The sequence below is a fragment of the Lysobacter solisilvae genome, assembly GCF_016613535.2.
Classification (GTDB): domain Bacteria; phylum Pseudomonadota; class Gammaproteobacteria; order Xanthomonadales; family Xanthomonadaceae; genus Agrilutibacter; species Agrilutibacter solisilvae.
The window spans coordinates 1,454,912-1,468,396 of record NZ_CP071518.1; the positions used below are offsets into that span (position 1 = coordinate 1,454,912).

Consider the following 13,485-nt stretch of genomic DNA (forward strand, 5'->3'; position numbering starts at 1 on the left):
GTTTCCTGAACTCCCCGCCCGCGCGTCGATCGCCGACGCCCGGCGCGGCCTGGCATCCCCTTCCACGCCTCCCGGCAGCGGGCAGGCGCCGCGCATGAAAGGCCACCAATGCGTCGTTTCAATCTCTCCGAGTGGGCGCTCAACAACCGGTCCCTGGTCGTCTACGCCATGCTGATGCTGGCGCTGATCGGCGCCTGGTCCTACCGGCACCTCGGCCAGTCCGAGGATCCGCCCTTCACCTTCAAGGCGATGGTCGTGCGCACGCTGTGGCCGGGCGCCACCGCCGACGAGGTCGCGCGCCAGGTCACCGAGCGCATCGAGAAACAGCTGATGCAGACCGGCAAGTACGAGTTCATCCGCTCGTACTCGCGGCCCGGCGAATCGCAGGTGATCTTCATCGCCCGCGACTCCCTGCGCAGCAAGGAGATCCCGGACGTCTGGTACCAGGTGCGCAAGAAAATCGGCGACATCCGGCCCAACCTGCCGCAGGGCGTCGTCGGGCCGTTCTTCAACGACGAGTTCGGCGACACCTTCGGCAACATCTACGCGCTGACCGGCAAGGGCTTCGACTACGCGGTGCTCAAGGACTACGCCGAGCGCGTGGAACTGGAGCTGCAGCGCGCGCCCGACGTGGGCAAGATCGAGCTGGTCGGCCTGCAGGACGAGAAGATCTGGATCGAGGTCAGCAACACCAAGCTGGCCACGCAGGGCATCCCTCTTTCCGCGGTCAAGGACGCGCTGGAACAGCAGAACGCAGTCGTTCCCGCCGGCTTCTTCGAGGCGCCGACTGAGCGCGTGCAGCTGCGCATCACCGGCGCCTTCCAGTCGGTCGAGGACATCCGCAACTTCCCCATCCATTCCGGCGACCGCACGGTCCGCCTGGCCGACGTGGCGACGGTGACGCGCGGCTTCAGCGACCCGGCGGCGCCGCGCATGCGGTTCATGGGCGAGGACGCGATCGGCATCGCCGTGGCGATGAAGGACGGTGGCGACATCCTCAAGCTGGGCCAGACGCTGGAGCAGGAGTTCAAGCGCCTGCAGCAGAGCCTGCCGGCCGGCATGGAGCTGCGCAAGGTGTCCGACCAGCCCGCGGCGGTGCACGAATCGGTGGGCGAGTTCATCCGCGTGCTCGCCGAGGCGGTGGTGATCGTGCTGCTGGTGAGCTTCTTCTCGCTGGGCTTCCGCACCGGCATGGTGGTCGCCGTGTCGATCCCGCTGGTGCTGGCGATGACCTTCGCCGTCATGCACTACTTCGGCATCGGCCTGCACAAGATCTCGCTGGGCGCGCTGGTGCTGGCGCTGGGCCTGCTGGTCGACGACGCGATCATCGCGGTCGAGATGATGGCCATCAAGATGGAGCAGGGCTTCTCGCGCCTGAAGGCCGCCAGCTTCGCCTATGAAACCACCGCATTCCCCATGTTGACCGGCACCCTGGTCACGGCCGCCGGCTTCCTGCCGATCGCGACCGCGGCGTCGAGCACCGGCGAGTACACGCGCTCACTGTTCCAGGTGGTGACCATCGCGCTGATCGTGTCGTGGATCGCGGCGGTGCTGTTCATCCCGTACCTGGGCGACCGCATGCTGCCGGACCTGCACCAGCCGCAAGCGCCCAAGCCCGGCTCGCCGGTGGCGCGCTGGCATGCGCTGCGCGCGCGCGCCGCCGACCGCTGGCCCGCCTTCGCCGGCCTGCTGGCACCGCCGGCGCACCACGATCATGCACACGATCCGTACGGAACCGGGTTCTACCTCGGTTTCCGCCGCGTGCTCGATGCCTGCCTGCGCCGCCGCTGGCTGGTGATCGGCATGACCGTGGCCGCGTTCGTGGCGTCGGTCCTGCTGTTCCGCTTCGTCCCGCAGCAGTTCTTCCCCGATTCCACGCGTGTCGAACTGATGGTCGACATGGAGCTGGCCGAAGGCGTCTCGCTGCGCCAGACCCAGGAGCAGGCGAAGAAGCTGGAGAAGCTGCTGCAGGGCCACGAGGGGATCGACAACTACGTGGCCTACGTCGGCACCGGTTCGCCGCGCTTCTACCTGCCGCTGGACCAGCAGCTGCCGCAGGCCAATTTCTCGCAGTTCGTGGTGCGGGCGAAGGACACGCAGGCGCGCGAGACGCTGCGTGAGTGGCTCATCGCGAAAGTCGCGCCGCAGTTCCCGGAGCTGCAGTTGCGCGTCACCCGCCTGGAGAATGGCCCGCCGGTCGGTTATCCGGTGCAGTTCCGCGTATCGGGCGAGCACATCGACCGCGTGCGCGCGCTGGCCAGGCAGGTCGAGGCGAAGGTGCGCGAGAACCCGAACGTCGCCAACGTGAACCTGGACTGGGACGAGCCGAGCAAGGTGGTGAAGCTGGTCGTCGACCAGGACCGCGCCCGCGCGATGGGCATCAGTTCGGCGCAGCTGGCCAGCTTCCTGTCCGGCTCGCTGTCGGGGCTGAGCGTGAGCACGTACCGCGAAGGCAACGAGCTGGTGCAGATGCTGCTGCGCGGGCCGGAAGACGAGCGCGCACGCATCGACCTGCTGGGCAGCCTGGCCGTGCCCACCGCGAGCGGCAAATCCGTGCCGCTGGCGCAGATCGCGCGGCTCGACTACGTGTTCGAGGATGGCGTGATCTGGCATCGCGACCGCCTGCCCACGGTCACCGTGCGCGCCGACATCCGCAACAAGCTCACCGCCCCGACCGTCGTGGCGCAGATCCTCCCCACGCTGGAGGACGTCCGCGCGCAGCTGCCCGAGGGCTACCTGCTCAGGACCGGCGGCACCGTGGAGGATTCGGCGCGCGGGCAGAACTCGATCAACGCCGGCATGCCGCTGTTCCTGCTGGTGGTGGTGACGCTGCTGATGCTGCAGCTGCGCAGTTTCTCGCGCACGATGCTGGTGCTGCTCACCGCGCCGCTGGGACTGATCGGCGTGACCTTGTTCCTGCTGGTGTTCCGCGTGCCGTTCGGCTTCGTCGCGATGCTCGGCACGATCGCGCTGGCCGGCATGATCATGCGCAACTCGGTGATTCTGGTGGACCAGATCGAGCACGATATCGCCGCCGGCGCCGACCGCTGGCACGCCATCATCGAAGCCACCGTGCGCCGCTTCCGGCCGATCGTGCTGACCGCGCTGGCGGCGGTGCTGGCGATGATCCCGCTCACCCGCTCGGCCTTCTTCGGACCCATGGCGGTGGCGATCATGGGCGGACTCATCGTCGCGACCGTGCTGACGCTGTTGTTCCTGCCGGCGCTCTATGCGGCGTGGTTCAAGGTGAAGCCGTCGCCGTCGCCGTCGGCACCGCCGCCGCACGCGTCGGCCGCGCATTGAGGCGCTACACGCCGACCATCTGACTTTCCCTTTTCGCGGCCGGGCCGACCTGCGGCTCCCTCCCCCCTCCCGGTTGCCCGGGCGGCCCGGTTCGCGAACCTCTCCGACCTGCGCGCCTGGCGCGCAGGTCCGTCCCGACAGGTCGTGTGATCCCCTCCGTCCCGGTTCCGGCGGTTGCGGCTAGTCGCGCAGTTCCGCCACCTGGCAGTCGCCCTGCAGCTGTTCCAGGACCGCGTGCGCGGCTGCCGTCGTGCCCAGTGGCGGGCGGTCATGGGCAAGGTCGGCGGTGAGCGCCCCGGCGTCGAGCGCCTGCGACACCGCAGTCTCCACGCAGCGCGCCTCGTCTTCCAGGCGCAGCGAATGGCGCAGCAGCAGCGCCGCGCTGAGGATGGTGGCGTACGGATTGGCGATGCCGCGGCCGGCAATGTCCGGGGCCGAGCCATGGATCGGTTCGTACAGGCCTACGGTGCCTTCGCCCAGTGACGCCGAGGGCAGCAGGCCGAGCGAGCCGGCCAGCATGGACGCTTCGTCGGTGAGGATGTCGCCGAACATGTTCTCGGTGACGATCACGTCGTACTCGCGCGGCCGGGCGATCAGGTGCATCGCCATGGAGTCGACCAGCTGGTGCTCCAGCCTCACGTCGGGGAACTCGTCGCGGACCACGCGCGTGGCTACTTCCCGCCACAGACGCGAGGTTTCCAGCACGTTGGCCTTGTCGACACTGGTCAGCCGGCCGCTGCGTGCGCGCGCCAACGCGCCCGCGCGACGCACCACGCGCTCCACTTCGGCGACGCTGTAGGTGCACACATCGCGGGCGAGGTCGGCTTCGCGTCGCTTCTCGCCGAAGTAGATCCCTCCGGTCAGTTCACGCACCACCATCAGGTCCACGCCCTGCAGCAGGTGCGGCTTGATCGGCGAGGCGCCGAGCGCGGCCGCGTGCGGGCGCACCGGGCGCAGGTTGGCGTACAGGCCGAGCGCCTTCCGGATCGCGAGCAGGCCCTGTTCCGGACGCACGCGCGCGCCGGGATCGGACCATTTCGGCCCGCCGACCGCGCCCAGCAGTACCGCGTCGGCGCCACGCGCGGCCGCCAACGTCTGCGCCGGCAGTGCATCACCGGTGGCGTCGATGGCGGCGCCGCCGATCAGGCCCTGGGTGAATGCGAACGTGTGGCCGTACCGCTGCGCGACCGCCCGCAGCACCTGCACCGCCGCGGCGGTGACTTCGGGCCCGATGCCGTCGCCGGGCAGGACAAGGATCTCAGCATGCATGGGTGGCGGGCTCCGGTTGCAGGTAGGTCAGGTGCCGGCGCGCGGCCTCGAAAGCGCTGATCGCGTCGGCCTGCCGCAGCAGGTAGCCGAACTGGTCCACGCCTTCGAGCAGGCAGGTGCGGGCGAATGCGTCGAGCTCGAACGCCACCGCCGCGCCGCCGGGCAGCGTGACCGTGCCGGCCGCAACATCGATGGCCAGTTCAATGCCGGGCCGCGCCAGCAGGTCGTCGACGACCGCCTGTTCCAGCACGATCGGAAGCAGGCCATTCTTGAGCGAATTGCTGCGGAAGATATCGGCGATCTGACTGCTGATCACCGCGCGCAGGCCCAGGTCGAGCAACGCCCAGGGCGCGTGCTCGCGCGAGGAGCCGCAACCGAAATTGCGCCCCGCGACCAGGATGCGTGCACCGGCGTTGCCGGCCTGGTTGAAGGGAAAGGCCGGGTCGGGGGTACCGTCGGGCAGCCGTCGCCAGTCGCTGAAGGCGTACTGGCCCAGGCCCCTGCGCTCGGTAGTGGTGAGAAAGCGCGCGGGGATTATCTGGTCGGTGTCGATGTTGCGCTCGGGCAGCACGACAGTGCGCGATACCAGGGAAGTCAGGCCGGACATGTTCAGGGTCTCCGGTGGCGGGAAGTCAGTGGCGCGCGGCTCATGCCGCCGCCGTCGCGAGGAACGTGCGCGGGTCGGTGACCTCGCCGGTGACCGCGCACACGGCCGCGGTCAGCGGCGAGGCGAGCAGGGTGCGTGCGCCCGGACCCTGTCGCCCTTCGAAATTGCGGTTGCTGGTCGACACCGCCAGTTGCCCCGGCCCGACCAGGTCGCCGTTCATGGCGATGCACATCGAGCAGCCCGGTTCGCGCCATTCGGCGCCGGCCTCGCGCACGATGCGGTCGATGCCTTCGGCCTCCGCCTCCCGCTTGACCTGCTCGGAACCGGGCACCACCAGCATGCGCACGCGCGGGTGCACGCGACGGTCGCGCAACACGCCGGCCGCGGCGCGCAGGTCGCTCAGGCGCGAATTGGTACAGCTGCCGATGAACACCACGTCGACCAGGCGTCCGGCCAGCGCCGCGCCGGCCTCCCAGCCCATGTAATGGCGGGCCTTGGCGACGTCCTCGTCGCCGTCCGCCGGCACGCGGCCGTCGACCGGCACGACCTGGCCCGGATGCGTGCCCCAGCTGAGCGTGGGCGCCACGTCGCGCGCATCGATGTGGACTTCGCGGTCGAACTGCGCGCCGGGGTCGCTGTGGAACTGGCGCCAGTACGCCACCGCGCGCGCGAACGCGTCACCCCGTGGCGCGCGCGGCGTATGCGCGAGATAGTCGAAGGTGACCTGGTCGGGTGCGATCAGACCCGCGCGTGCGCCGGCCTCGATCGACATGTTGCACACCGTCATGCGTTCTTCCATCGACAGCGCGCGCACGGTGGAGCCGCGGTACTCGATCACGTGCCCGGTGCCGCCGTTGACGCCGATCACCCCGATCACGTGCAGGACCAGGTCCTTGGCCGTGACCCCTGGCCCCAGCGCGCCGTCGATGTTCACCGCCAGGGTGCGCGGCTTGCGCTGCAGGAGGCATTGCGTGGCGAGCACGTGCGCGACCTCGCTGGTGCCGATGCCGAAGGCCAGCGCGCCGAACGCGCCATGGGTGGCGGTGTGGCTGTCGCCGCAGACGATGGTCATGCCGGGCTGGGTGAGTCCCAGTTCCGGTCCGATGACGTGGACGATGCCGCGATGGGGGCTTTCGAAGTCGAACAGCTCGACACCGAAACGCGCGCAGTGGCCCCGCAGCGTCTGGACCTGCGCCCGCGCCTGTTCACTCGACCAGGACAGCCGGCCCGACGCATCGGCCGGCAGCGTGGGCGTGGCGTGGTCGAGCGTGGCCTTGGTGCGGGCAGGTTGGCGCACCGGCAGGCCGCGGGCGTCGAGTTCGGCGAAGGCCTGCGGCGAGGTCACTTCATGCACCAGGTGCAGGTCGACGTAGAGGACCGCGGGCGCGTCGGGGCGTTCGGGCGCGACCAGGTGCGCGTCCCAGAGCTTGTCGAGCAGGGTTCTGGCAGACATCGGGATGGTTCTCCAGGCAAGGCGAGTCCGCGCGCAGGCGCGGCGGGAAGGGATGGGGGTCAGGCCAGGGCCGCGACGGCCCGCGGCCGGCGTGCGCGCACGGCGCGGTTGGCCACGTCGAGCCAGGCGTGCGCGCTGGCCTCCAGGATGTCGGTGCTGGTGCCCGAGCCGGTGAATTCAACGCCGTCCACGCGGGCCGTGAGGCTGGCCTGGCCCTGCGCGTCGTCGCCGGTGGTGACGCTGGATACCTGGTAGCTCTCGATCTCCATCTCGAGTGCGGTGGCGCGGGCCAGGGCGGCGAACAAGGCATGCACGGGGCCATCGCCCACCGCGGCTTCGTCGATGCTGACGCCGCTGGTGTCGATCAGGCGCACGCTGGCGGTGGGCAGGCTTTCAGCGCCGACGCCGGTGCTCACATGCCAGCGCGCCAGGCGGTAGCCGCGCGTGGCCGCGGCATCGGCGCCCAGCACCAGTGCTTCCAGGTCGGCGTCGAAGATTTCGCGCTTCTTCTCGGCCAGCGCCTTGAAGCCGGCGAACACGCCGTTGAGCTGCGCCTCGTCCAGGGTGAAGCCGAGCGATTGCAGGCGATCGGCCAGCGCGGCCCGCCCGCTGTGGCGGCCCAGCACCATCTGCGACTGCTGCCAGCCCACATCCTGCGGCCGCATGATCTCGTAGGTGCCGCGGTGGCGCAGCATGCCGTGCTGGTGGATGCCGGACTCGTGCGCGAAGGCGTTCAGGCCGACGACTGCCTTGTTGCGTTGCACCTGCATGCCGGTGATGCGCGAGAGCAGGCGCGAGGTCGGCACCAGCCGCCGCGTGTCGATCCGCGTGCGCGCGCCGAACCAGCCGCGGCGGACGTTTAGCGCCATCACCAGCTCTTCCAGCGCGCAGTTGCCGGCGCGCTCGCCGATGCCGTTGATCGTGCATTCGACCTGGCCCGCGCCGCCCTCGATTGCCGCCAGCGAATTGGCCACCGCCAGGCCCAGGTCGTCATGGCAGTGCGCGCTGAACACCGCGCCTTCGGCGCCTGGCACCTGCGCGCGCAGATATTCGAACAGCGCGCGGATCTCGGCCGGCGTCGTGTAGCCGACGGTGTCGGGGATATTGAGGGTGCGCGCGCCTGCCGCCAGTGCGGCGCCGCAGACCTGCGCCAGGAAGTCGGGCTCGGTGCGCAGCGCGTCCTCCGCCGAGAACTCCACGTCGTCGGCATGCTGGCGCGCCAGCGCCACGCCCATCACCGCCCGTTCGATCACCTCGTCGCGGCTCAGGCCCAGCTTGTGCTCGCGGTGCAGGGGACTGGTGGAAATGAAGACGTGGATGCGCGGCGAATGGGCGTGTTCGAGCGCGCGGGCGCAGGCTTCGATGTCGCCGGCGTGGCAGCGGGCCAGCGTGGCGATCGTCGCGCCGCGCACGTCGCGCGCGATCGCGGCCGTGGCCTGGACGTCGGCGGTGGAACTGGCGGGGAAGCCCGCCTCGATGATGTCCACCCCCAGGTCGGCGAGCGAGTGGGCCAGGCGCAGCTTCTGCGAGGCGGTCATGCTGCAGCCGGGCGACTGTTCGCCGTCGCGCAGGGTGGTGTCGAAGATGCGGATCGGGCGCGCGGGCGTGGCTTCGGCCGCGGTCGGCGCCATGGCGCCGGAAGTCGGATCGTTCACGTCAGGCATTCCTTGGTTTGGCGTGGAGGCAGGGAGGAATCGCGTCGGGCGGCGGGCGGCTGCCCGGGTCATCCGCGGACGCGGACGCCACCGGGGCAGCGCGCGTAAGTCGGCCGCTCTCCATGACACGACGGTGGTTGCCGGACACCGCCGGCACGCGCGGGGATAGTTCGGGCCGCAGCGGCACGACCGTGGTTGCGACGGTCGGTACGGCGACGGCTTCACCGGGGGCGCCATCGCGGGTGCGGCGCCGCGGCTTGCGCGGGGCGCGCGGACGCTCGCTGCCCAGCAGCGCGGCCAGGACGTCCGCGTCGAGATTGCCGCCGGAAACCACCGCGCACTTGCGGCGCCCGGCAACGCGGCGGCCGGCCGCCAGCGCCAGCGCGCCGGCGCCCTCGGCGATGACATGTTCTTCCAGTGCCAGCCGCACCAGCGTCTCGCGCAGCTCCGCCTCGCGCACGATGACGATGTCGTCGAGCAGGCTGGCCAGCAGCCGACGGGTGATCTCACCGGGCTGCTTCACACGCACCCCATCGGCCAGCGTCGCGGCCGGTTCGCGCGGGCGCAGGTCGCCCCGCAGGGCGCGGGCCATCGCGTCTACGTTCTCGACCTGCGCGCCAACCACGCGCACGCCCTGCGACTTCAGCGCCAGGGCGACGCCAGCGGCCAGGCCGCCGCCGCCGATCGGCACGATCACCACGTCCGGCATCAGCGCGGCCAGTTCCAAGCCGACCGTGCCCTGGCCGGCGATGACATCCGGGTCGTCGAACGCGGGCAGCAGGCGATAGCCGTGCTGCACGGACAACTCGGTGGCGAAAGCGCGCGCTTCGTCGTAGCTGTCGCCGTGCAGGCGCACGGTCGCGCCCCAGTGCGCGACGCCGGCGATCTTGGTCTGCGGCGCACTGCGCGGCATCACGGTGATCGCCGGCAGGCCCAGCCGGTAGGCGGCCCAGGCCAGCCCCTGCGCGTGGTTGCCGGCGGAGGCAGCGATCGTCGGCCGCGTGTCGCCGCGCTCGCGCGCCGCGAGCAGTGCATTGAGCGCGCCGCGTACCTTGTACGAACCCGTGCGCTGCAGGTTCTCCAGCTTCAGCCAGCAGCCGAAGCGCTCGGCGTAGTGCAGCGGCGTGGGCAGCAGGTAGCGGCGCAGCCGCGCCTGCGCGGCCAGCAGGTCGCTGGCGCCCACCGTCACCCCGGCGTCCACATCGGGGACGGCGGGGGTCGGGTGCACGGGGGGCGGCGCTACGTCGCTGTCCATGGCTCAGACCTGCGTCAGCCAGTGCGCCCGCGCCGGGTCCTGCCCGCGCACGACGCGCCGGTAGGACTGGGCCAGTTCGCGCGTCACCGGGCCTTCGCCGAACACGCGGCCGTCGAGCTCGGTGATCGCCGTGACCTCGGCCGCCGTGCCGCACACGAAGACCTCGTCGGCGTCGAGCAGCTCCTCCAGGCTCACGGGCCGCGCGCGCGCGCCGGACAGGGCCATGACGGTGTCGCGGGTGATGCCAGGCAAGGCGTCGGCGTGCTCCACGGCCGTGATCGCGCCGTCGCGCACCAGGAACACGTTGGCGCCGGTGCACTCGACCACGCGGCCCTGCCCGTCGACGAACAGTGCCTCGTCGAATCCGCGCTGCCTGGCCTCGTGCTTGGCCAGGATCGAGTTGACGTAGGCGCCGCAGAGCTTCAGGGGCGGCAGCGACGTGGCCGGGTTGCGCCGCCAGGGGGAAGTGGTCAGCCGCACCCCCGCGCCGGCCAGGTGCACCGCGGTGGCGAAGGTCGCCACCATCAGGTGCTGGCTCACCGCGGCGACATCCAGCCCGATGGAACCGGCGCCGCACCAGGCCAGCGGCCGGATGTACGCGTCGCGCAGGTCATTGCGGCGCAGCACGGCCAGCGTCGCCTGCGTGCACCGGGCTTCGTCGAACGCGATGCCCAGCAGTTCGCAGCCGCGGCGCATGCGCGCCAAGTGCTCGGGCAGGCGGAACACCGCGCTGCCGCCGTCGGCGGTGGCGTACGCGCGGATGCCCTCGAACACGCCGCTGCCGTAGTGCATCGCGTGACTGGTCAGCGGCGCGCAGGGCGCATCGGCGTCGACGAAGCGGCCGTCGAACCACAGCTGTGGCGGCGCGTTGCGAACCACCGGCGCCGCCACCGGGCTGGCGGCGGGAGCCTCGGTCACCGACACGGCGACACCTCCACGGCGAGGCAGTCGTAGAGCTTGGCCAGCTGGCTGCGCAGGGTTTCGGGTTCGCGCTCGCTTTCCACGGTCATGCGCAGGTGCCAGCGGTCGCCGTCGGCCTGGGCTTCGCCATCGACGCTGATCGGCTGGAAGCCACGACGTTCGGCGGTGCCCAGTACCCGGGCCAGGGCGCCTTCGGCCTGGCGCAGGGTCAGTTCAAGCTGGTATCGCATCGGCGTCCTCCTTCTGGTCGTGGGCAGTGGGTGGGTGCGGCGCGACGCCGTCCGCAACCTGCGGATCGAGCATCTGCGCGTTGTTGTGGTTGGGCGGCACCAGTGGCCAGACGTTCGCCGCCTGGTCGATGGCCACGTGCAGCAGCGCAGGGCCCGGGATGGACAACAGCGCCTGCAGTGCGTCATCCACCTGGTCGGCGCGCGACACGTGCAGCGCGTGGACTCCGAACGCGGTGGCCAGCGCGCAGAAGTCCGGGTTGTCGGACAGGTCCACCTCGCTGTAGCGCCGTTCGAAAAACAGCTCCTGCCACTGCCGGACCATGCCCAGCGCCTGGTTGTCGAGCAGCACGATCTTGATCGGCAGCCGGTAGCGCGCGACGGTCGCCAGCTCCTGCACGTTCATCAGGAAAGAACCGTCGCCACTGACGCACACCACGCAGGCGTCCGGATCGGCCAGCTGCGCGCCGATCGCCGCGGGCAGGCCGAAGCCCATCGCGCCCAGTCCGCCGCTGGTGAGATGGCGGCGTGGATGGTCGAACTGCCAGTGCTGGGCCACCCACATCTGGTGCTGGCCGACGTCGCAGCTGACCACGGCCTGCGGCACTTGCTGCGACAGCCGGCGCAGCAGCGCGGGTGCGTAGACCGTGTCGCCCGGCGCGTCGTAACGCGGGGCGTGTTCGCGTGCGCGTTGCAGGCAGGCGTCGCGCCAGCGCCGGCGCGCGCCGCCGTTGCGGCCGCGCAGCTGCGCGCTGCACGCCGGCGCGAGCGCCTGCAGCGAAGCCCGCAGATCACCGACCACCGCGACGTCGGCGTGCCGCAGCTTGCCGACTTCGCACGCATCCAGGTCCAGATGGACCACGCGGGCGCCAGGCGCGAACTCGGCCAGCTTGCCGGTGGCGCGGTCGTCGAAACGGGCGCCGACCACCAGCAGCAGGTCGCATTCCTGCACCGCCAGGTTCGCCGCGCGCGTGCCGTGCATGCCCAGCATGCCCAGGTGCAGCGGGTGCCCGGCCGGCAGCGCGCCCAGGCCCTTGAGCGTGAGCACGGTGGGAATCTGCGTGCCCTCGACGAACGTCCGGAACGCCTCGACGGCATCGCCCAGCGCGATGCCGCCGCCGCCGTAGATCACCGGGCGGCGCGCGTGCGCGAGCAGGGCGGCGGCGGCGTGGTAGCCGCTGGGCGGCGCCCGCGGCACTTCGTCGACGGCGGCCGGCACGTGCGCCGGCAGTTGCGTCGCGTCGGCCAGCTGCACGTCCTTGGGCAGGTCGATCAGCACCGGTCCGGGACGGCCCGAACGGGCCAGCCGGAAGGCTTCGCGCGTCACGTGCGGCAGCTCGTCGACCCGTCGCACCAGGAAGCTGTGCTTCACCAGTGGCAGGGTCATGCCGTACACGTCGATTTCCTGGAAGGCATCGGTGCCCATCAGCGCGGTGCCGACCTGCCCGGTCAGCACCACCATCGGCACCGAGTCCAGCATGGCGTCGGCGATGCCGGTCACCAGGTTCGACGCGCCCGGTCCCGAAGTCGCCACGCAGACGCCCACCCGCCCGCTGGCGCGCGCATAACCGTTGGCCGCGAACGCAGCGCCCTGTTCGTGCCGCACCAGCACGTGCTTGAGGGTGGCGCCATGCAGGGCGTCGTAGAACGGCATGATCGCGCCGCCCGGATATCCGAACAGCGTGTCCACGCCCTCCGCGGCCAGTGCCTGCACCAGCCAGGCGGCGCCGTTCATGCGACGGCCTGCTCGGGCGTGGGCGCGGCGGGGGCCTTGGCGGCGGTGGCGCCGTCGAGCCATTTCATGCCGGCGCGCAGCTTGCGGCCCACCGCTTCGATCGGGTGGTCCAGGTCGCCCTGCTTGAGCGCCTTGTACTGCGCGTTGCCGGCCTGGTACTCGGCGATCCACTGGCGGGCGAAGGTGCCGTCCTGGATCTGCGCCAGCACCTGCTTCATCTGCGCCTTGGCATGGTCGTCGACCACCACCGGGCCGCGCGTGAGCGCGCCGTACTGGGCAGTCTCGCTGATGAATTCGTGCATGCGGGTGACGCCGCCTTCGTAGAACAGGTCGACGATCAGCTTCAGTTCGTGCAGGCATTCGTAATAGGCGACTTCAGGCTGGTAGCCGGCCTCGACCAGCGTTTCCCAGCCCAGTTGCACCAGCCTGGTCGCGCCGCCGCACAGCACGGCCTGCTCGCCGAACAGGTCGGTCTCGGTTTCCTCCTTGAAGGTGGTGCGGATCGCATTCTGGCGCGCGCCGCCGATGCCGCCGCAGTAGGTCAATGCATGCTGCTCGGCCCGCCCGCTGCGGTCCTGGTGCACCGCGTACACCGAAGGCACGCCGCGGCCGATCTCGTACTCGCGGCGCACCAGCGCGCCCGGGCCCTTGGGCGCGACCAGCACCACGTCGAGGTCGTCGCGCGGCGTGATCTGGCCGAAGTGCACGTTGAAGCCGTGCGCGAACAGCAGCACCGCGCCGGCGCGGATGTTGGGTTCGATGACGTCGCGGTACAGCTGCGCCTGCACCATGTCGGGCGTCAGCACCGCGACCAGGTCGGCGCCCTTGACCGCGTCGGCAGGCGCCTTCACCGCGAAGCCGTCGGCGCGGGCCTTCAGTTCGGTGGGGCCGCCCGGGCGCAGGCCGACGGTCACGTCGAAGCCGGAGTCGCGCAGGTTGAGCGCATGGGCGCGGCCCTCGCTGCCGTAGCCGAGCAGGGTGATGCGCAGCGAAGTGGGAGTAGTGCTCATCGGATAAGTCCTTTTGCAGGGGAGGGAAGCGCGACGACATTCGCCGGCGC

At 71.0% G+C, this 13,485-nt stretch carries 9 protein-coding genes and 1 pseudogene; 1 reads left to right on the forward strand and 9 read right to left on the reverse strand.

Features of this window, described 5'->3' with window-relative positions:
- Window positions 1-108: 108 nt before the first annotated feature.
- The gene (locus tag I8J32_RS06435; RefSeq protein ID WP_200616079.1) at window positions 109-3,303 is read left to right on the forward strand and encodes an efflux RND transporter permease subunit; all 3,195 of its coding nucleotides are present in this window, start codon (window positions 109-111) and stop codon (window positions 3,301-3,303) included.
- A 180-nt stretch (window positions 3,304-3,483) separates the two neighbouring features.
- Here I8J32_RS06435 and leuB read toward each other — a convergent pair whose 3' ends face one another.
- The 9 genes and pseudogenes from leuB to ilvC all read right to left on the reverse strand — a co-directional run bounded on the left by leuB (window position 3,484) and on the right by ilvC (window position 13,435).
- Window positions 3,484-4,572: a 3-isopropylmalate dehydrogenase gene (leuB, locus tag I8J32_RS06440; protein ID WP_200616078.1), complete on the reverse strand. Its 1,089-nt coding sequence runs from the start codon at window positions 4,570-4,572 to the stop codon at window positions 3,484-3,486.
- On the reverse strand, window positions 4,562-5,179 hold the full coding sequence (leuD, locus tag I8J32_RS06445; protein WP_200616077.1) for a 3-isopropylmalate dehydratase small subunit: 618 nt from the start codon (window positions 5,177-5,179) through the stop codon (window positions 4,562-4,564). The genes leuB and leuD overlap by 11 nt, the downstream gene beginning before the upstream one ends.
- 40 nt (window positions 5,180-5,219) lie before the next feature.
- Window positions 5,220-6,638 (reverse strand): 3-isopropylmalate dehydratase large subunit, encoded by a 1,419-nt coding sequence (gene leuC, locus I8J32_RS06450; RefSeq protein ID WP_200616263.1) that lies wholly within the window; start codon window positions 6,636-6,638, stop codon window positions 5,220-5,222.
- A 53-nt stretch (window positions 6,639-6,691) separates the two neighbouring features.
- Window positions 6,692-8,263, reverse strand: a complete 1,572-nt coding sequence (locus I8J32_RS06455) for a 2-isopropylmalate synthase (RefSeq protein ID WP_200616264.1) — start codon at window positions 8,261-8,263, stop codon at window positions 6,692-6,694.
- A gap of 166 nt (window positions 8,264-8,429) precedes the next feature.
- A pseudogene (locus I8J32_RS06460) lies at window positions 8,430-9,542 on the reverse strand (threonine dehydratase); the annotation flags it as partial.
- Window positions 9,543-9,545: 3 nt separating this feature from the next.
- Window positions 9,546-10,460 carry a branched-chain-amino-acid transaminase gene (ilvE, locus tag I8J32_RS06465; RefSeq protein WP_200616075.1) on the reverse strand — a complete coding sequence of 305 codons (915 nt, stop codon included), beginning with the start codon at window positions 10,458-10,460 and terminating at the stop codon, window positions 9,546-9,548.
- A complete protein-coding gene (locus I8J32_RS06470) occupies window positions 10,457-10,693 on the reverse strand; it encodes an ACT domain-containing protein (protein ID WP_200616074.1) in 237 nt (78 codons plus the stop codon). Before I8J32_RS06470 ends, ilvE begins: the two co-directional genes overlap by 4 nt.
- Window positions 10,677-12,425, reverse strand: a complete 1,749-nt coding sequence (gene ilvG / locus I8J32_RS06475; protein ID WP_245156439.1) for an acetolactate synthase 2 catalytic subunit — start codon at window positions 12,423-12,425, stop codon at window positions 10,677-10,679. The genes I8J32_RS06470 and ilvG overlap by 17 nt, the downstream gene beginning before the upstream one ends.
- Complete coding sequence (gene ilvC, locus I8J32_RS06480; protein ID WP_207526832.1) at window positions 12,422-13,435, reverse strand: ketol-acid reductoisomerase; 1,014 nt, start codon at window positions 13,433-13,435, stop codon at window positions 12,422-12,424. Before ilvC ends, ilvG begins: the two co-directional genes overlap by 4 nt.
- Window positions 13,436-13,485: the final 50 nt, after the last annotated feature.